The sequence below is a fragment of the Duganella sp. GW821-FHT07G03 genome (assembly GCF_059418605.1).
In genome coordinates this window covers 22438-39317 of sequence record NZ_JBWKQE010000010.1, presented here as the reverse complement: position 1 = coordinate 39317, position 16880 = coordinate 22438, and the positions used below count along the sequence as shown (strand labels likewise).

18 protein-coding genes are annotated in these 16880 nt (G+C 64.6%); 12 read left to right on the top strand and 6 right to left on the bottom strand.

The window, feature by feature from the left end; all coding sequences use genetic code 11:
- Nucleotides 1-48 precede the first annotated feature (48 nt).
- Nucleotides 49-1521 (bottom strand): IMP dehydrogenase, encoded by a 1473-nt coding sequence (gene guaB / locus AC07OK_RS14970; protein ID WP_494691049.1) that lies wholly within the window; start codon nucleotides 1519-1521, stop codon nucleotides 49-51.
- A gap of 153 nt (nucleotides 1522-1674) precedes the next feature.
- On the bottom strand, nucleotides 1675-2886 hold the full coding sequence (locus AC07OK_RS14965; RefSeq protein WP_494691048.1) for a hypothetical protein: 1212 nt from the start codon (nucleotides 2884-2886) through the stop codon (nucleotides 1675-1677).
- A 408-nt stretch (nucleotides 2887-3294) separates the two neighbouring features.
- Here AC07OK_RS14965 and AC07OK_RS14960 point away from each other — a divergent pair, with 408 nt between their 5' ends.
- From AC07OK_RS14960 to gntR, 4 genes are all read left to right on the top strand, one after another.
- Nucleotides 3295-4446 (top strand): choice-of-anchor J domain-containing protein, encoded by a 1152-nt coding sequence (locus AC07OK_RS14960; RefSeq protein WP_494691047.1) that lies wholly within the window; start codon nucleotides 3295-3297, stop codon nucleotides 4444-4446.
- Nucleotides 4443-5858, top strand: a complete 1416-nt coding sequence (locus tag AC07OK_RS14955; RefSeq protein ID WP_494691046.1) for a PA domain-containing protein — start codon at nucleotides 4443-4445, stop codon at nucleotides 5856-5858. The genes AC07OK_RS14960 and AC07OK_RS14955 overlap by 4 nt, the downstream gene beginning before the upstream one ends.
- 148 nt (nucleotides 5859-6006) lie before the next feature.
- Entirely contained in the window at nucleotides 6007-6516 is a 510-nt protein-coding gene (locus AC07OK_RS14950; protein WP_494691045.1) for a DUF4124 domain-containing protein, read from the top strand.
- A gap of 65 nt (nucleotides 6517-6581) precedes the next feature.
- On the top strand, nucleotides 6582-7610 hold the full coding sequence (gene gntR / locus AC07OK_RS14945; RefSeq protein WP_494691044.1) for an HTH-type transcriptional regulator GntR: 1029 nt from the start codon (nucleotides 6582-6584) through the stop codon (nucleotides 7608-7610).
- A 19-nt stretch (nucleotides 7611-7629) separates the two neighbouring features.
- On the opposite strand, the gene AC07OK_RS14940 is transcribed toward gntR, so the two are convergent.
- Entirely contained in the window at nucleotides 7630-8460 is an 831-nt protein-coding gene (locus AC07OK_RS14940; protein ID WP_494691043.1) for a hypothetical protein, read from the bottom strand.
- A 151-nt stretch (nucleotides 8461-8611) separates the two neighbouring features.
- Between AC07OK_RS14940 and AC07OK_RS14935 the strand changes: the two genes are divergently transcribed.
- Nucleotides 8612-9853, top strand: coding sequence for an esterase/lipase family protein (locus AC07OK_RS14935; RefSeq protein ID WP_494691042.1), 1242 nt, complete (start codon nucleotides 8612-8614; stop codon nucleotides 9851-9853).
- Here the strand turns inward: AC07OK_RS14935 and AC07OK_RS14930 are convergent.
- Together AC07OK_RS14930 and AC07OK_RS14925 are read right to left on the bottom strand one after the other, a co-directional pair.
- Nucleotides 9842-10126, bottom strand: coding sequence for an RnfH family protein (locus AC07OK_RS14930; RefSeq protein WP_494691041.1), 285 nt, complete (start codon nucleotides 10124-10126; stop codon nucleotides 9842-9844). The two genes, AC07OK_RS14935 and AC07OK_RS14930, sit on opposite strands and share 12 nt — an antisense overlap.
- The gene (locus tag AC07OK_RS14925; protein WP_494691040.1) at nucleotides 10116-10550 is read right to left on the bottom strand and encodes a type II toxin-antitoxin system RatA family toxin; all 435 of its coding nucleotides are present in this window, start codon (nucleotides 10548-10550) and stop codon (nucleotides 10116-10118) included. Before AC07OK_RS14925 ends, AC07OK_RS14930 begins: the two co-directional genes overlap by 11 nt.
- Before the next feature lie 75 nt (nucleotides 10551-10625).
- On the opposite strand from AC07OK_RS14925, the gene smpB reads away from it, so the two are divergent.
- From smpB to AC07OK_RS14910, 3 genes are all read left to right on the top strand, one after another.
- Nucleotides 10626-11075: an SsrA-binding protein SmpB gene (smpB, locus tag AC07OK_RS14920; protein WP_020702788.1), complete on the top strand. Its 450-nt coding sequence runs from the start codon at nucleotides 10626-10628 to the stop codon at nucleotides 11073-11075.
- A 187-nt stretch (nucleotides 11076-11262) separates the two neighbouring features.
- Nucleotides 11263-11958 carry a YajG family lipoprotein gene (locus AC07OK_RS14915; protein WP_494691039.1) on the top strand — a complete coding sequence of 232 codons (696 nt, stop codon included), beginning with the start codon at nucleotides 11263-11265 and terminating at the stop codon, nucleotides 11956-11958.
- The gene (locus tag AC07OK_RS14910; RefSeq protein ID WP_116988674.1) at nucleotides 11958-12518 is read left to right on the top strand and encodes a FlgO family outer membrane protein; all 561 of its coding nucleotides are present in this window, start codon (nucleotides 11958-11960) and stop codon (nucleotides 12516-12518) included. The genes AC07OK_RS14915 and AC07OK_RS14910 overlap by 1 nt, the downstream gene beginning before the upstream one ends.
- 1 nt (nucleotide 12519) lies before the next feature.
- On the opposite strand, the gene AC07OK_RS14905 is transcribed toward AC07OK_RS14910, so the two are convergent.
- Nucleotides 12520-13371 (bottom strand): NAD-dependent protein deacetylase, encoded by an 852-nt coding sequence (locus tag AC07OK_RS14905; RefSeq protein ID WP_494691185.1) that lies wholly within the window; start codon nucleotides 13369-13371, stop codon nucleotides 12520-12522.
- A gap of 102 nt (nucleotides 13372-13473) precedes the next feature.
- On the opposite strand from AC07OK_RS14905, the gene AC07OK_RS14900 reads away from it, so the two are divergent.
- The 4 genes from AC07OK_RS14900 to AC07OK_RS14885 are packed head-to-tail and all read left to right on the top strand — an operon-like array spanning nucleotide 13474 to nucleotide 16815.
- Nucleotides 13474-14058, top strand: a complete 585-nt coding sequence (locus tag AC07OK_RS14900; protein WP_494691038.1) for an RNA polymerase sigma factor — start codon at nucleotides 13474-13476, stop codon at nucleotides 14056-14058.
- Nucleotides 14055-14747, top strand: a complete 693-nt coding sequence (locus tag AC07OK_RS14895) for a zf-HC2 domain-containing protein (RefSeq protein ID WP_494691037.1) — start codon at nucleotides 14055-14057, stop codon at nucleotides 14745-14747. Before AC07OK_RS14900 ends, AC07OK_RS14895 begins: the two co-directional genes overlap by 4 nt.
- The gene (locus AC07OK_RS14890; RefSeq protein ID WP_494691036.1) at nucleotides 14744-16117 is read left to right on the top strand and encodes a S8 family peptidase; all 1374 of its coding nucleotides are present in this window, start codon (nucleotides 14744-14746) and stop codon (nucleotides 16115-16117) included. Before AC07OK_RS14895 ends, AC07OK_RS14890 begins: the two co-directional genes overlap by 4 nt.
- Complete coding sequence (locus AC07OK_RS14885; protein WP_494691035.1) at nucleotides 16114-16815, top strand: TorF family putative porin; 702 nt, start codon at nucleotides 16114-16116, stop codon at nucleotides 16813-16815. The genes AC07OK_RS14890 and AC07OK_RS14885 overlap by 4 nt, the downstream gene beginning before the upstream one ends.
- Nucleotides 16816-16880 lie beyond the last annotated feature (65 nt).

Here is a 16880-nt window from a genome sequence, read left to right as displayed (position 1 = left end):
AAGAATAGAAAAACGCCGGCTGAACTCAGCCGGCGTTGCAAGGACTGTTTAGTCGCCGGAACGGTAGTTCGGCGCTTCCTTGGTGATTTGCACGTCGTGCACATGCGATTCGCGCATGCCGGCCGAGGTGATCTCGACGAACTCGGCTTTGTTACGCAGTTCGTCGATGGTGGCGCAACCGCAGTAACCCATCGATTGACGCACGCCGCCGACCAGCTGGAAGATGATCGCCAGCACGCTGCCCTTGTAGGCGACGCGGCCTTCGATACCTTCAGGCACGAACTTGTCGGCCTTCATGGTGGCGTCCTGGAAGTAGCGGTCGGCCGAACCGTCGGACATGGCGCCCAGCGAGCCCATGCCGCGATACGATTTGTACGAACGGCCCTGGTACAGGATCACTTCGCCCGGCGCCTCTTCGGTGCCGGCAAACATGGAACCCATCATCACGGTCGAGGCGCCGGCCGCCAGGGCCTTGGAGATGTCGCCCGAGAAGCGGATGCCGCCGTCGGCGATACATGGCACGCCGGTGCCTTCCAGCGCTTCGGCGACGTTGGAGATCGCGGTGATCTGCGGCACGCCGACGCCGGCCACGATACGGGTGGTGCAGATCGAGCCCGGGCCGATGCCGACCTTGACCGCGTCGGCGCCGTATTCGACCAGCGCCTTGGCGGCGGCGGCGGTGGCGATGTTGCCGCCGATGACGTCCACCTGCGGGAACTTGGTCTTGATCCAACGCACGCGGTCGAGGATGCCTTGCGAGTGGCCGTGGGCGGTGTCGACCACCAGCACGTCGACGCCGGCGGCGACCAGCAGTTCGATCCGCTCTTCATCCTTGGCGCCGACGCCGACTGCGGCGCCGACCAGCAGCTTGCCCTGCGAGTCTTTCGACGCCAGCGGGTGCTCGGTGGATTTCTGGATGTCCTTGACGGTGATCAGGCCGCGCAGTTCGAAGGCGTCGTTGACGACCAGCACGCGCTCGAGGCGGTGCTTGTTCATCAGGCGCTTGGCTTCGTCGCGGTCGGCGCCTTCCGCGCCCTCTTTGACGAACACCAGCTTGTCACGCGGGGTCATCTTGGCGCGCGCTTCGGCGTCGAGTTCCTTTTCGAAACGCAGGTCGCGGTTGGTGATGATGCCGACCACTTCCTTGCCTTCGACGACAGGGAAGCCGGAAATGCCATATTGCTCGGTCAATGCGATGACGTCGCGGATCTTCATGGTCGGCGGGATGGTGATCGGATCACGCAGCACGCCGGCCTCGAAGCGCTTGACGCGCGCCACTTCGCGAGCCTGATCCTTCGGATTCAGGTTCTTGTGGATGATACCTATGCCGCCCTCTTGAGCCATGGCAATCGCCAGGCGGGCTTCGGTGACCGTATCCATCGCTGCGGACAGCAAAGGGATGTTCAGACTGATATTGCGGGTCAGACGAGTTTTGAGGGACGTATCGGCAGGCAGAACATTCGAGTACGCGGGGACGAGCAGCACGTCATCAAACGTGAGTGCTTTTTGGAGTAGACGCATAGCATTTCCTATAGGCGCAAAAGCAGATTATACAGAAAACGCAGTGTTCTGTCTGAAACTTCGTCAGACGACCGGAGCGCGGCAGATGGCGACGTCAGGCAACAGCAGGCCGACGACGTGGCCACCGTCGTCCGAACTCGGGCGATTCGCCGTCTACACCCTATAAACCGTCATCGTAATGGACGAGTATTTCGCAGTTTCTTTAACCGGCACCTTCTTCCCGAGGACGTGAGTCACGCTATTGCATTCCTCGGCACTTGAGCAACTTAACAAGTAACCGTTCTCGACTAGCCTGGCGCTGTCGACCTGCGGCAGGATAGAGGCGGACAAGAGGATATGGAAGTCGACCGCGTCTTCGGTGTGCTGCATCGGGCGAGAACCGGTCGTCTGCCCTGGCTTGGGAAGCTCGCTAAGCGACTGATCGTAACAAATGGAAATCCCAAACTTCATACCGCCACAATCAAACCTGCCAGCCTTGGGGTTCGGAATGTGCACCGTATCTCCAGTGATGCTGATGACTTCATGGTAGTCACCAATCTTGTTGTACTTGGCTACACAGCGGCCGTTGTAATAGCAATGCGCGGTATTCTTGGCGATATGGGTCGCCGTTCCCAGCAGCGCCAGCTTGGCGCGGTATGTGGACACCGGTAACTTATCATGATGCATGACGCCGCCACTCATCCAACTGGGCGGGGAAACCGGCCCATCCATGACGACGGCAGCCGGCCGGCCACATGTAAATTTAGGGTCCGCCAACCGTGCCGTGTACTTCACACGGCGGCCTTGGGTGCGCCCATCATCGCCATCCACGGCCAGGAGTTTTCTCCATGCGACAGTCCCGGGCACGATCAGCGCGTTTTTGAACTGCAAGCTCATTGCTTCGAACTCCGTTCTCAGCATCAAAAGGAGGGCCTGCTCCAGCTGCCGAAAGTCACCCGCATGATGGTTGCGGGGCTCTGTGAGCGGGTTGGCGAACATATATTCCGGCGCCAAAAAGATACAACGTATGCGGTGTTCATTGCCCGCCATCGGCTCGTGTAGATCGACATACCTCATCAAGTCGGCCAGTGCGGTCTTCATGTGCATGAGCCTGTCGACGATGGGCATATCTTGCCGTGCCATAGTATCAAAATGGAATAGGGCAACGATAACTTTGCGGACCACCTCGGTGCCGACCTTCTTCTCCCGCGTGGCGAACAACGAGGTCAGGTTACCAATGTTGACAACCTCGGACATCATCGACGCCCCGCTCGTGCCGCCAACGCGCACTCTCACATGAGCCGCATCGATCTTCGCAATGACTTCGCCCGTCCAATCAGGACCGAGCCCAGTGACGGTGACGTACTGACCAACTCGAAATGTCATGCATCCTCCAGGCCGAATGAATTCGATGGCAAAAGGTGAAATTATCAATTGGACAACCACCAGGCATCGTAGTCTCGTCCGTTGGAACATGCAATTAAATCAATGAACAGGCGAGTCTTTTCCGGTCGTCAACAACGTTCCTTTCCATCCACGTTGCAAAAAAGCCACGACTTATCAAGCAGATCTTAAAGGCCCCAAAGCTACGTGTTTGCTAGTTAAGACGGGCTTATCACTACAAAGTCTGAACAATTTGATAAACAATATATATAGAAAACCAAGAAAAATTGCTGTACTTTACGAAACGTAGTCATTTGGGCCAGAGGCACACAACCGTTGCCGTCTGACATGTTCAACGCGCTCGCTTGCCGTAGCGAATTGTATGCAAGCAAACAATACCATTGGGGCATCATGAACTTGAATAAATACCTGATCGGACTCGTAGCCACCGTTGCTACCAGCTCCGCTTTCGCCAGTCCTTTGCTAAACGAAGGATTCAATGACATCAACACCCTGGCCTCCAGCGGCTGGGTGATGAGCAACAACAGCACCGGCACTGTCAATGGCAGTGCCAACATCGCTGGCGGCCTGACCAACTGGTTCCAAGGCACTGACAAGTTCAATGCAGCTGAAGGACCTGCAACCTCCTACATTTCAGCGAACTATCTCAACGCGACCTATGGCGGCGCCGTCAGCAACTGGTTGATCACGCCCGAAGTGGCGCTGTCGAACGGCGAAAAACTGAACTTCTCGTTGCGCCTGCTCGGCGAAGGCGGGAGCGATACCGTCGAGGTCTACTACAGCGCTCACGGCGCCAGCACCAACGTTGGTTCCGGTGACTTCGTTTTGCTGCATCCGGCATTTAGCTCGAACTCCGGTAGCGAATGGGCGAACTATTCGCTGACCCTGTCCGGCCTGTCGGGCGCGACCAGCGGCCGCTACGCGTTCCGCTACGTCGTGGACAACACCGCGTTTAACGGCGACACCATCGGCATCGACCAGGTCAATATCAGCGCCGTGCCGGAACCAACTACCGCACTGCTGCTGCTGCTGGGCTTGGGCGTGGTGGGCTTCAGCCGCAAGAAGCAGCTGCGCCTGCTGGCACTGGCCGGCCTGTCGGCCAGCACCCTGGTGGCGCAAGCGGCCGAGCCGCAAACCGGCGCCAATGGCCTGATGAGCTTTCCCAACTCGCGCGTCGTCGTCGCACCGGAGCTGAGCGTGAACGCCGCGCCGGCAGGCGCCGGCATGGTCGCCTATAAAGATGCGGCCACCGGCCAGCTGGTCGGGCCGTCGGCCGAGCAAGCCGCCGAACTGGCCGCCGCAGCCGTGCCAGCCACCAGCGCCAAGGCCACCGGCCGTCTGGCACTGGGCGGCCGCATCGCGCCGCTGACCACCAAGCAAGGCGGCGTCGGCCGCAAGCTGGACGACTCCACCGCCAGCTTTGCCGTCATCCACAAAGATGCCGATGGCAACCTGACCGAATCCTGCGTCCCCGGCGAAGAAGTCGCCCACCACCTGGCGCACGGCCCTAGCCTGCCTGCCGTGAAAGGAGAACAACAATGAAGCGCTTTACCCTGAACGCCCTGGCCGCTGCTGCCGCCTGCCTGTTCGCCTCCTCCAGCTTTGCTGCCGCGACCATCGTGATCGTCAACGGCGACCCGGCCAACGTCGGCTTCAATGACCCGACCGTGGTCGCTCCCGTCGGCGGCAACGCCGGCACCACGCTGGGCGTACAACGCCTGAACGCGTTCCAGGCCGCCGCCAACAAATGGGGCGCCACCCTGACCAGCACCACCCCGATCCGCGTGCTGGCCACCTGGGAAGCGCTGACCTGCACCTCCTCGTCGGCCGTGCTGGGCAGCGCCGGCGCCACCGAGGTGTTCCGCGACTTCGCCGGCGCACCGCAAGCCGGCGCCTGGTTCGGCAAGGCCCAGACCGGCAAGCTGACCGGCGCCGACCCCGACGCCACCACCGCCGACATCCGCGCCCGCTTCAACATCAACCTGGGCAGCCCTACTTGCCTGGCCGGCTCGCCGTTCTACCTGGGCCTGGACGCCAACCACGGCACCGCGGTCGACCTGGTGACCGTGCTGACCCATGAATTCGGCCACGGCCTGGGCTTCCAGACCTACACCAACGGTTCGACCGGCGCGCAGCTGGACAACACGCCGAGTATCTGGGACTTCTTCCTGAAGGACACCACCACCAACAAGCTGTGGAAAGACATGACGGCCGCCGAGCGCGCCGCCTCGTCGCTGAAATCCGGCAAGCTGGTCTGGAATGGCCCGATCGCCAACAGCTATGTCAACACCGTGCTGCAACAAGGCGCGCCAGCGCTAACGCTGCTGAGCCCCGCCAGCATCGCCGGCGCCCTCCAGGTTGGCACCGCCAGCTTCGGCCCGACCCTCAGCAGTCCAGGCATGACCGGCGAGATCATGCCGGTGGTCGACACCGCGCCTAACCTCGGCCTGGCCTGCGGTCCACTGTCGCCGCTCAACGCCGCCGCCGTCAACGGCAAGATCGCACTGGTGGACCGCGGCACTTGCGCCTTCACGATCAAGGCCAAGGCGGTGCAGAACGCCGGCGCGATCGGCGTCATCGTTGCCGACAACGCGCCGGGTTCGCCGCCGCCAGGCTTGGGCGGCGCCGATCCAAGCGTCACCATTCCAGCGGTGCGCATCTCGCAGGAGGACGGCATTGCGCTGAAAGTGGCCCTGGCCAAGCGCACCCGCCTGCACTCCAACGTGTTTGCCAACCTGGGTGTAAACCTGGCCTTGCGCGCGGGCGCCGATTCGGCCGGACGCCTGCTGATGTTCGCACCTAACCCTTACCAGGGCGGTTCGTCGGTATCGCACTACGACGTCAGCGCCTTCCCTAACCTGCTGATGGAACCGGCAATCAACAACGACCTGACCCACGAGGTCACGCCGCCGAACGACCTGTCCTTCCCGCTGCTGCGTGATGTAGGCTGGTAAGCAGACCCTGCAACTGGCTGGCCCGTCCGGCGGCCAGCCCCGACAGCCCGTCGTCCATCCCGGACGGCGGGCTTTTTCTTTATGGTTGACAGTTGCCGTGAATCATGGCGAAATCAGTGCCTGCCTCACTGGTTTCTGGAGCGTCACCATGACTGACCGTACTTTGCATTGCCTGGCCGGCGCCCTGCTGCTGGCCGTTTCCTCGCTGGCGATGGCCCAGTACCTCTGGATCGACGACAAGGGCGTCAAACAGCTGTCGGACCGCCCGCCGCCACCCTCGGTGCCGGAGCAGCGCATTCTGAAGGCGCCCGGCAAGGCGCCGCCCAGCTTTAACCCCAATGCCGAGGCCGAAGCGCCGGCGGCCGAACCGGCGCCGGAAAGCGCCGTCAAGCGGCCGCCCACGCTGGCCGAGCGGAACGCCGACTTCAACAAACGCAAGGCCGATGCCGCCGCCGCCGACAAAAAGGCCGCCGACGAGGCCAGGCAAAAAGCCGACATCGCCGCCAACTGCGACGCCGCCCGCAAGAACCAGCAGGCGCTGGCCGACGGCGTGCGCATGAGCAATTACGACAGCAACGGCGAACGCGGCATCATGAACGACGCCGAACGCGCCGAAATGGCGAAAAAGAATCAAAAAGTGTTGGCTGGTTGCAAATAACCCCTGTCGGGACAAAGCCAAGCTGCCGTATGATATCGCTATCAACAAGCGCCATTGGCTAACCTATGATCAAGACAGCAGCGAACAAGAGCCGCGCCAGCGGCCGCATCACTTTAGCCATGGTGGCCGAGCGCGCCGGCGTGGCGACCATGACCGCCTCGCGCGCCATCACCCAGCCGGACATGGTGTCGCAGGCGCTGCGCGACCGCGTCGACCGGGCCGTCGTCGAGCTGGGCTACGTGCCCAACCGCGCCGCCCGCGCGCTGGCCTCGGCGCAATCGAAGGTGATCGCGGTGCTGGTGCCGTCGCTGTCGAACGCGGTGTTCACCGAAGTGCTGGCCGGCATCCAGGATGCGCTGGACGCCGACGACTACCAGATCCTGATCGGCAATACGCGCTATTCCGACAAGGAAGAGGAAAAGCTGATCGGCACGTATCTGCAGTCCAATCCCGACGGCATGCTGCTCTCCGGACTGAGCCACAGCCCGCGGGTGCAGCAGATCCTGACCAACTCGCGCGTGCCGGTGGTGTCGATGATGGACATGTCCACCGACACCACCCAGCTGACGGTGGGCTTCTCGCAGGTGCAGGCCGGCCACGCGATGACGCACTACCTGATCGAGAAAGGCCACAAGCGCATCGGCTTCATCGGCGCCCAGCTCGACGAGCGCACCTTGCGCCGCGCCGAAGGCTACCGCCAGGCCATGCGCGAGGCCGGCCTGGCCGACAGCAAGCTGGAGGTGATGGTCGGCGAGCCGTCCACCATCGCGCTGGGCGCCGAGCTGCTGGGGCGCATGCTGGCGCAGGCGCCCGATTGCGACGCCATCTTCTGCTGCAACGACGACCTGGCACACGGCGCGGTCTACCAATCCCAGCGGCGCGGCATCGCCGTGCCGTCGCAACTGGCCATCTGCGGCTTCAACGATTTGCCGGCCTCGGCCTGGATGAATCCCTCGCTGACCACGGTCGCCACGCCGCGTTACCGCATCGGCTACGAGGCGGCCAGGCTGCTGCGCGCCGTCATCAAGGGCGAGGAGCCGGCCAGCCGGCAGATCGACCTGGGCTTCACGCTGATGGCGCGCGAAAGCGCCTGACACGGCGCCGTGGGGCGCCCTACTCTTTCCAGTTGACCGCAACAGCGCCGATCTGCTGGTCGTTCCAGACCAGTACGTTCGCGCTGACGAAAGTGCCATTGGGATTCGCCATGATTTGCAGCCCATTGGTGTGGTAACGATAGGAACCGCCAAGCCGCTGGGCGGCCAGTTGCTCGGCGTGGCGGCCGCGCTCGCCCCAGGCTTGCGTCACGTAGAAAACCGCAGCTCCCAGCGTGATGGCCATGCCCAGCACCAGCGGCTTGCGCATGTCGTAACGCTTGCGGCCCTCGAACGCGCGCGCCTGCTCGATGCTGGCGCTGCTCAACGAGCGCAGCACCCAAATCCAGACGCCGCCTTTTAACAGCAGCAACAGGACAGTGCCCAGGTATGTGAGCGGTGTAAGCCGTATCTGCGCCAGCGTCAAGTCCAGTGGCTGGGCAAAGAGCAGCAGGAACCAGAGCACCATGCCGGACACCGTCGAATACAACATCCAGCGCAGCACCACGGCGACCCGCAACCCGCCCCAGATCAACACCAACGCCACCAACAGCGCAGCCAGATCGACGTTGAACATCGAACCGATACCGTGTGCGGCGTTCCAGATGGCGACGCCCAGGTCCAGCGCGGCGATGGCCAACAGCCCCTTGGCGGCGCGCCGCATGACGGGTTTGTAGCTCGCCGGATCGGCGCATATTTCGGGCGCTGCCGCGGATACTGGCCCTTGCAGCGCCAGCTCGGCAAGCCGGGCCTCGATTTGGGCGACGCGCTCGGGAAAACGCTCAGTGTCGATGCTGCGCAGGATCTGGCGTAACTGTTCTTCGTTGTACTTGCAATAATCGGGCTGGTTCAATGCTACTCCGTCATAGGTTGATCCAGGTCGCTGGGGCGACCAGGCGTGGAATCGGTGAGTGTAACGAAAAGTGCCGCGCCCGCGCAATCCGGCGCGCCGATCGGCCGCCGCGTCGTACACTGGCGCCATGCCCCCCTATCGAGAGAGAAGTATGCAATTCGCTAAGCATGAGGAACTGCAACGCGCGCTGGCCGACGCCGCGCCTGACATCATTGCGCCGCCTTTAACGCTGGCGGCCACGCCAGCTTTGCCGGCCGCCGAGCTTGCCGACGCCCACCTGAATATCGTGCGCCACAAGGATAGCGGTTGCATCCAGTTTGTGTTCCCGCGCCAGGGCGCGCAGTTGCTGGCGTCGCCACTATCGCCGGCCGCCGGCCGCATGGACTGGATCCTGCATGCGGCTTTGCGCGTAAAGGAAAGCATGACGCAGCAAATGATCGAGACCATCGAGGCCCACAACAAGCCGGAGGGCCTGCTCAGCCTGCGCCACGGCTGGCGCCAGCCGGCGACGGCGGCCGAGCTGACGGCCTCGCGCGGCCGCAAGGTGCTGCTGTTCGTGCACGGGATATTCAGTTCCATCGAAGGCGCCTTCAGCGACCTGGACGCCGACGACACCATGCAGCGGCTGCTGGCGCAGTACGACGGCCAGGTGTTCGGCTACGACCACTGGAGCATCGCCAAAACGCCGCAGCAGAATGCGCTGGACTTGCTGGCGCACCTGCCGGCCGACGCCGGCTGGGAGGTCGACATCGTCTGCCACAGCCGCGGCGGCCTGGTGGTGCGCTCGCTGTTGTCGGCCGCGCCGCACGCGCAGGACGCCACCCTGGCCGCCATCGGCCAGCAGCGCGTGGGCCGTATCGCCAGCGTCGGCAAGGCTTACTTTGTGGCGGCGGCGAATCAGGGTTCGCCGCTGGCGTCGCCGGACGAGGTCGAACACTTCCTCAACGCGGCGGCGATGCTGGCCTCCTTCAGCGGCGGCATGGCGCTGGACCTGGTGATCGGGCTGGCGCGGATGGTGGTGTCGCTGGGCTTCGAACGGCCCAGCGTGGAAGCGCTGGCCAGCGGCTCGGCGCTGATCGCGCAATTGAACCAAGGCGCCACCTTGCTGGCCAGCGCCAGCACCTATTACGCCCGCGCGGATTTCGATTTCGGCGGCTCGCTGCTGGCGCGTACCGGCGCTCTGCTCAACCGCATGCTGCTCGACAGCGACAACGACGTGGTGGTTCCGTACAGCAGCGTGCTGCTGCCGGCGGCGCAACTCGCCGACGAGCGCATGCTGAGCTTCGGCACGCCGCAGCAAAAACAATCGACGGTCTGGCATACCGAGTTCTTCAAGCAGGCCAGCATGCGCGCATTCTTGTCGCCTGCCGCCGCCCCGCGTTCAGGCCTGTGATTTGCGCCGGCGGCGGGCGTTTTTAGGGTCGGCGATCAGCGGACGGTAGATTTCCACCCGGTCATGCTCGCGCAGCACGGTGTCCAGCGTCTTCTTCTTGGCGTAGATGCCGACCTGCATCGTCGCCAGGTCGACTTCCGGCGCCTTCTGCAATACGCCGCTGAGGGCGATGGCCTGCTCGATGGTGGTGCCCACCGGCACCCGCAGCGCGCGCAGGAACTGCACCGCGTCGCTGGCGTAGCACACTTCGATGTTGAAGGTGTCAGCTGCCATACACCGTTTCCGCCCGCTTGCAGAAGGAATCGACCATGCTGTTGGCGATCATGCCGAACACCGGGCCCACCAGCTGCGCCAGCAAGGCGCTGGAGAACTCGTAGTGCAGGTCCAGCTCGATCTTGCAGGCATCCTCGCGCAGCGCCTTGAAGGTCCACACCCCGTCCAGGCACTTGAAAGGCCCGTCCACCAGCTTCATCTTGATCTCGGTCGACGGCGTGTTTTCGTTGGAGGTGGTGAAGCTCTGACGCACCCCGTGATAGTTGATGCCGACGCTGGCCGTGACCGTATTGCCATCGCGTTCGCGGATCTCCACACCACCGCACCACGGCAGAAATTTGGGATAGTCCTCGATCGCGGCGACCAGATCGAACATCTGCTGCGCGCTGTATCCGAGGAAAACTGATTTGTGCACTACTGCCATTGGCTAACCATTTGCTATGATGTTGAATTATTCGCGTTTCTGTGCGCGAAGCAGTAGTTTAACCGATACCATCCCATGACCATAGCCGATAACAAAAAAGCCTTTTTTGACTACTTCATCGAAGACCGCTACGAGGCCGGCATCGTCCTCGAAGGCTGGGAGGTCAAGGCCATCCGCGACGCCCGGGTGCAGATCAAGGAAGCCTACGTCACCATCAAGGGCGACGAGCTGTTCCTGTTCGGTGCCCACATCAGCGCGCTGCCGACCGCCTCCACCCACATCCACCCGGAAGCGATCCGCACCCGCAAGCTGCTGCTGCACCGCGCCGAGATGGACAAGTTGATCGGCAAGGTCGAGCGCGCCGGCTACACCCTGGTGCCGCTGAACCTGCATTACAAGGGCGGCCGCGTCAAATGTGAAATCGGCCTGGCCAAGGGTAAAAAGATGCACGACAAACGTGCTACCGAGAAAGACCGCGACGGCAAGCGCGAGGTGGCCGCCGCCATGAAGACCAATCGCCGCTAACAATGCCCGCGACACTGTTGCGCGCCCTGTACAAAACCCGGTCCCGCACCGGGTTTTTTATTGCCCGACGAGTTTCTAATTAGAAACACCCATGCTAAACTGGCAGAAGAATGATTTTACATTCGTGGCTGGCGCTTGCCGATGGCGCGCGGGCCGCGAACCAGACTAGACTCTTGACGACGAGGCAATGATGGCGCTGAAAACTGCAATGGCCCTGGCCGCCGGTATTTTGCTCGCAGGCTGCGCGTCGCGCTACACGCCGACCCCGGTGGCGAGCAACTTCCCCATCACCAAGCAGGCCAAGCTGCAGGCGGCCTACCACTGGGGCGTCATTTCCGACAATATCGAGAAAAGCATCGTGGCCGAGCTCAAGAAGAGCCCGCCCCGTCCGGTGTTCCTGAACGAAGCGCGCGAGCCGACCCCGTTCCAGCGCGCGCTGACCACCCAGCTGACCACCTCGCTGGTCAACGACGGCTACGCGGTCACGCGCAGCCCGGCCGGCTCGCTGAAGATCGACATGGACGTGCAGGCCGTGACCTTCACCGCCAACCGTCCGCAATACCGCTACCACGGCGAACGCGCCGCGCTGGCCTCCGGCGTCTGGGTGCTGAGCGAGATCGAGGCGCCGGTGCTGGCGGCCGTGGCGGTCGGCGCCGGCGCCTGGGATTCCTACGACTGGTTCAACGCCCAGTTCGCTCCCGGCGCGACGCCCAGGACCGAAATCATCGTCACCGTCTCGGTGTCCGACCAGTTCCGCTACGTGGCGCGCAGCACCTCGGCCTACTACGTGGCCGACAGCGACCGCATCTTGTACGGCATCGTCGATCCCGAGCCGGAAGAACCCAAACTGACCCGACTGTTCAAAGTCCGCGGAGACATGTAATGCCGACCCACGTTTTGACCCTGGCCCGCGCCTCCGTGCTGGCGCTGCCGCTGCTGCTGGGCGCCTGCTCCTCCACCCCCGTCAAGGATGAGGGCAACTATTCGACCATCTCCTCCAACCAGTTCATCGACGCCAACTACAAGGCCGCCGATTCGCTGATGCACCAGCTGAACGGCAAGCTGATGGCCGACAAGCCGCTGATCATGGCCACCATCGTCAACATCGATGCGCTGGAGCAGACCACGACCCTGGGCCGGCTGGTGTCGGAGCAGCTGTCGACGCGGCTGGCGCAAGGCGGCCTGAGCATGCTGGAGATGAAGCTGCGCAACAGCGTCTACCTGAAGCGCAACCAGGGCGAGCTGATGCTCACCCGCGAGATCGGCGAAGTGGCCACCGCCCACAACGCGCAAGCCATCGTGGTCGGCTCGTATGCGGAGACGTCCGACATGGTGTTCATCAACATCAAGGTGATCCAGCCAAACACCAACTTCGTGCTGGCCGGCCAGGATTACGTGCTGGCCAAGGAAGCCATCGTCCGCTCGATGTTGCAGCGCAACTGAGCTATAAAAGGCGCGGCAGCACCTCGCTGGCCGTCGCCTCCACTTTCAGGCCGATCAATTCGTCCGCCCGGGTCTTGCCCAAGTTGATGGCGGCGATCGGCTTGCCGGTCGCCGCCGCCAGCTTGCAGAAGCGGTAGCCGGAAAACACCATCAACGACGACCCCACCACCAACAAGGCATCGGCCTGCTCCATCATGTCGAGCGCGGCCGCCGTGCGCGGCGCCGGGATGTTATCGCCGAAGAAGATCACGTCCGGCTGCAGGGTGCCGCCGCAGGCGCCGCAGCTGGGCATGCGGAAATCCTGTAAATCATTTAGCTCGATTTCGGCGTCGCCGTCGGGACGGGCTTCGGGCACCACGCTGTCCACGCCGGCCGCCGCGCTGGCAGCCAGCGCCGGATTGGCCTCGACCAGCCAGCGCTGGATGTCGGCGCGCCGGTGCAGCGCGCGGCAGTCCAGGCAGATCACGCCGTGGATATTCCCGTGCAGCTCGATCAGCCTGCTGGTGCCGGCGCGCTGGTGCAGGCCATCGACGTTCTGGGTGATCAAGGCATCGATGCGGCCGGCCGCTTCCAGCTGGGCCAGCGCCTGGTGGCCGGCGTTGGGCGCGGCCTGCGCCAGGGTCGGCCAGCCGGCCATGCTGCGCGCCCAGTAGCGGCGCCGCACCGCTTCCGACTTGCGGAAATCCGGCCCCTGGATGGGCGTGCGGCCGCGACGCACGCCATCCTTGTCGCGATAATCGGGGATGCCGGAGGCGGTGCTCAGGCCGGCGCCGGTCAGCACCAGCACGCGCCGGTGCCGCTGCAGGAAGCCGGACAGATGGTCAACTTGTTGGTTCAGGTTCATGCCCGCCATGTTAGCCGAGAATCGCGGTGGTAGCATGGGACCATTAAATTTCCCGACTTGGAGAACCGTTTTCGCTCGGCAAGGTATTAACGGGAAAATGGAGGATGGCGGATGCAACAGGAACGGGGCCGGATCAGCGGCCCGTACACGGAATCGGAAGAGGTGCGCCTGCTGGCCAGGATAGCGGGCGGGGACCGTGTCGCCTTCGAAGCGCTGTATCGGGCGTATTTCCCGCGCCTGTCGCGCTTCATCGGCCGCATGGCGCGCAACGCGGCGCTGATCGAGGAGGTGGTCAACGATACCATGTTGGTGGTATGGCAAAAGGCCGCCAGCTTCGACGGCAGCTGCAAGGTCTCCACCTGGGTCTTTGCGATCGCCTATCGCAAGACCTTGAAGGGCTTGAAGGCCAGCGACGAACCGGTGGAGTCGGATGCCTCGCTGTACGAGGACGACCGCGGCAACCAGCCGGAGCAGACCATGAAGCGCCAGCAACTGCAGCAGACCGTGGCCGAGGCGCTGGACCAGCTGCCCGCTGCCCAGCGCGCCGTGATGGTGCTAAGCTACTACCACGACATGGCCTACAACGAGATCGCCGACGTGGTGGAGTGTCCGCTGAACACGGTCAAGACCCGCATGTTTCATGCGCGGCACAGATTGAAGGATTTGTTGTGGAACGAAAGAGAGAGCAGCCAATGAACGGGCGCATCTTCAGAATGGATATCCCGGCCCATCAGGCGGTACAGGAATTGCTGCCCTGGCATGCGAGCGGGCAGCTGGCGCCGGAGGAAGCGCTGCGGGTGCAGCAGCACTTGCAGACTTGCGCGGAATGCCGGCGCGAGCTGGAATGGGAGCGCGAACTGCGCGCCCAAGCCGTCGCCGCCGACGCCATGCCGGAAGGCGTGGACATGGAGCGCGCCCTGGCGCGATTGATGCCCGCGCTCGGCCCGCAGGAGCACGGCGGCACGCCGGCGCCCCTGCCGTCGCCTGTGGCCGGCACTAGCGCCGGCCGCGTATCGTGGTGGCGCGCGGCGGCGGCCAACCAGCCGTCGTGGCTGCGCTGGACCGTGGCCGCGCAATGGGTGGCGATCATCGGCCTGGGCGCGCTGTTGCTGCGCCCGGACAGCGAACCGGCGTCCTACCGCGTGCTCGGCTCGGCCGTCAGCAGCGGCGGCAACCTGGTGGTGATGTTCCAGCCCGACACCACCGAACGCGAGCTGCGCCGCATCCTGCAAGCCCAGGGCGCCCGCGTGGTCGACGGCCCGACCGTCACCGACGCCTACCTGCTCAACGTGCCGGCCGCCGGCCGCGAACGCGCGCTGCAAAGCTTGCGGGCCGATCCGGCCGTCAAGCTGGCCGAAGCGCTGGATGGGAGTGGCGCGCCTTGAACACCTACTGGCTCCGGCTCGGCGTGATGGTGGCCTGCCTGGCCGGACTGGCCGGGAGTCCGCTTGCCGCGGCCGCGACAGAAACCATGCAAGCGGCGCCGCCGGCCGGCGATGAAACATTGCGGCCCGTGCTGGCGCCACCCGGCCACGTCCCCGGCGAACACCAGTTGCTGGTGATGCTGCGCCTGCCGGCCACGCATTTCCGGCCGGACGCCAGCTACGGCGGCCGCTACATCGACGACAGCAGCCGCGCCGCGCGCCGCCGCCGCGCCGAAGCGCTGGCCCGCCAGCACGGCTTGACGCTGGTGGACGACTGGCCGATGCCGGTGCTGGGCCTGGATTGCTACGTGATGCGCTACCCGGAGCAGGACAACCCTGACCTCATCATCGCCAGGCTGGCGCGCGACCCGCAGGTGGAATGGGCGCAGCCGGTAGCGAGTTTCGAGGGCATGGCCAGCATCCCGCCCCGCGGCGCCGCCGACAGCCCGCCGCCGCAGGCCAGCAACGCGCTGTACCCGGTCCAACCCGCCGCCCGCTACTGGCATGTGGCCGAGCTGCACCGCCAGACCACCGGCCGCGACATCCGCGTGGCCGTGGTCGACAGCGGCATCGACGCCGGCCATCCCGACCTGCAGGGCCAGCTGGCGGTCAACGCCAACTTCGTCGACAACGGCGCCACCCCGGCCGAGAACCATGGCACCGCCGTGGCCGGCATCATCGCCGCGCGCGCCGGCCACGGTGGCATCCTCGGCGTGGCGCCGCAGGCCCGGCTGCTGGGCCTGCGCGCCTGCTGGCAGCAGGCCGACCTGGCCACGCGCTGCAACAGCTTCACGCTCAGCAAGGCACTCAACTACGCCATCCTGAACGGCGCCCAGGTCATCAACCTCAGCCTGGCCGGCCCGCCGGACCGGCTGCTGGACCGGCTGCTGGACGTGGCCATGGAACGCGGCATCGGCGTGGTCGGCGCGGTCGACGCCAGGGCCAGCGGACCGGCCTTCCCGGCCAGCCATCGCGGCGTGCTGGCGGTCGCTTCGCAGGCCGAAGCCGGCAAGCAGTACACGCCGGGCAGCAGCAACGGCGATCCGCCGCTGCTGGCGCCCGGCAACGACGTGCCGACCACGGCGCCCGGCGGGCGCTGGTCCTTTGTCAGCGGCAGCTCGTATGCGGCGGCCCACGTCAGCGGCATGCTGGCGCTGATGCAGGAGCTGCAACCGAACGCCACCCCGGCACAGTTACGGCGCCTGCTGCAACCGGGCGAAGCGCTGAACACTGTTAATATCGACGCATGCGCCACCATCTCCCGCCTGCTCCATCATTGCAGCTGCTCGTGCACCGCCGCCGGTCTCACGCAACGTGGCGTCGGCCCGTGACGCTGCGCGCCACCCTTGCCCTCCTTGCGATATTGCCACTGCTGCCCTGGCGGCCGGCCCTGGCTCAAACCGATGTCAGCGGCAGCGTCGCGCTGCAATCGGATTACCGCTACCGCGGCCAGTCGCTGGGCGACGGCCGGCCGGTGCCGCAATTCACGCTCAACCTCGACCACGCCAGCGGCTGGTATGGCGGCCTGTTCGGCAGCGGCGTGTCGATGGCCGAGCAGCACGGCGCCAAGCTGCAAGCCTACGGCGGCTACGCGCTGCGGCTGCGCTCGGGCTGGAGCGTGGAGGCCGGATGCAGCCGCTCGACCTACACCCAGCTGCACAACAACGACTTCAACGAATGCTACGCGGGCGCGGCGGGCGAGCGCCTGAGCACCCGGCTGTACTATGCGCCGCGCTACCTGGGCCACATGACGCGCGCCCTGTATGGCGAGGCCAACCTGTTTTATCCGGTCCATCCCAGCGTCAACCTGATCGCCCACGCCGGCCTGCTGCGCACCTTGCGCGGCATGGAATGGCCGGGCGTGCCGGCCCATTCGCGCTACGACTTCAAGCTGGGCGCCGCCATCCCGTTCGGCAACTGGACGCTGCAACTGACGCGCGAGCAATCCCAGGACGACGGCCAGCGCTACAACAACTATCCGCTGCGGCCCGCCCGTGCCTGGGTGCTCAGCACCAGCTACACTTTCTGAAAATTTATTCGCGCGGCGTTGGAACCGCGCGGCGGCGAGCGGGAATCCACGGGACATCAACCCTG

What these genes read in the sequence shown, in the direction of transcription:
- AC07OK_RS14910 (WP_116988674.1), top strand. Translation starts at nt 11,958, where the DNA reads ATGCCGACCCACGTTTTGACCCTGGCCCGCGCCTCCGTGCTGGCGCTG.
- AC07OK_RS14905 (WP_494691185.1), bottom strand. Translation starts at nt 13,371, where the DNA reads ATGGCGGGCATGAACCTGAACCAACAAGTTGACCATCTGTCCGGCTTC.
- guaB (WP_494691049.1), bottom strand. Translation starts at nt 1,521, where the DNA reads ATGCGTCTACTCCAAAAAGCACTCACGTTTGATGACGTGCTGCTCGTC.
- AC07OK_RS14915 (WP_494691039.1), top strand. Translation starts at nt 11,263, where the DNA reads ATGATGGCGCTGAAAACTGCAATGGCCCTGGCCGCCGGTATTTTGCTC.
- AC07OK_RS14960 (WP_494691047.1), top strand. Translation starts at nt 3,295, where the DNA reads ATGAACTTGAATAAATACCTGATCGGACTCGTAGCCACCGTTGCTACC.
- AC07OK_RS14930 (WP_494691041.1), bottom strand. Translation starts at nt 10,126, where the DNA reads ATGGCAGCTGACACCTTCAACATCGAAGTGTGCTACGCCAGCGACGCG.
- AC07OK_RS14950 (WP_494691045.1), top strand. Translation starts at nt 6,007, where the DNA reads ATGACTGACCGTACTTTGCATTGCCTGGCCGGCGCCCTGCTGCTGGCC.
- AC07OK_RS14925 (WP_494691040.1), bottom strand. Translation starts at nt 10,550, where the DNA reads ATGGCAGTAGTGCACAAATCAGTTTTCCTCGGATACAGCGCGCAGCAG.
- gntR (WP_494691044.1), top strand. Translation starts at nt 6,582, where the DNA reads ATGATCAAGACAGCAGCGAACAAGAGCCGCGCCAGCGGCCGCATCACT.
- AC07OK_RS14935 (WP_494691042.1), top strand. Translation starts at nt 8,612, where the DNA reads ATGCAATTCGCTAAGCATGAGGAACTGCAACGCGCGCTGGCCGACGCC.
- AC07OK_RS14900 (WP_494691038.1), top strand. Translation starts at nt 13,474, where the DNA reads ATGCAACAGGAACGGGGCCGGATCAGCGGCCCGTACACGGAATCGGAA.
- smpB (WP_020702788.1), top strand. Translation starts at nt 10,626, where the DNA reads ATGACCATAGCCGATAACAAAAAAGCCTTTTTTGACTACTTCATCGAA.
- AC07OK_RS14895 (WP_494691037.1), top strand. Translation starts at nt 14,055, where the DNA reads ATGAACGGGCGCATCTTCAGAATGGATATCCCGGCCCATCAGGCGGTA.
- AC07OK_RS14955 (WP_494691046.1), top strand. Translation starts at nt 4,443, where the DNA reads ATGAAGCGCTTTACCCTGAACGCCCTGGCCGCTGCTGCCGCCTGCCTG.
- AC07OK_RS14965 (WP_494691048.1), bottom strand. Translation starts at nt 2,886, where the DNA reads ATGACATTTCGAGTTGGTCAGTACGTCACCGTCACTGGGCTCGGTCCT.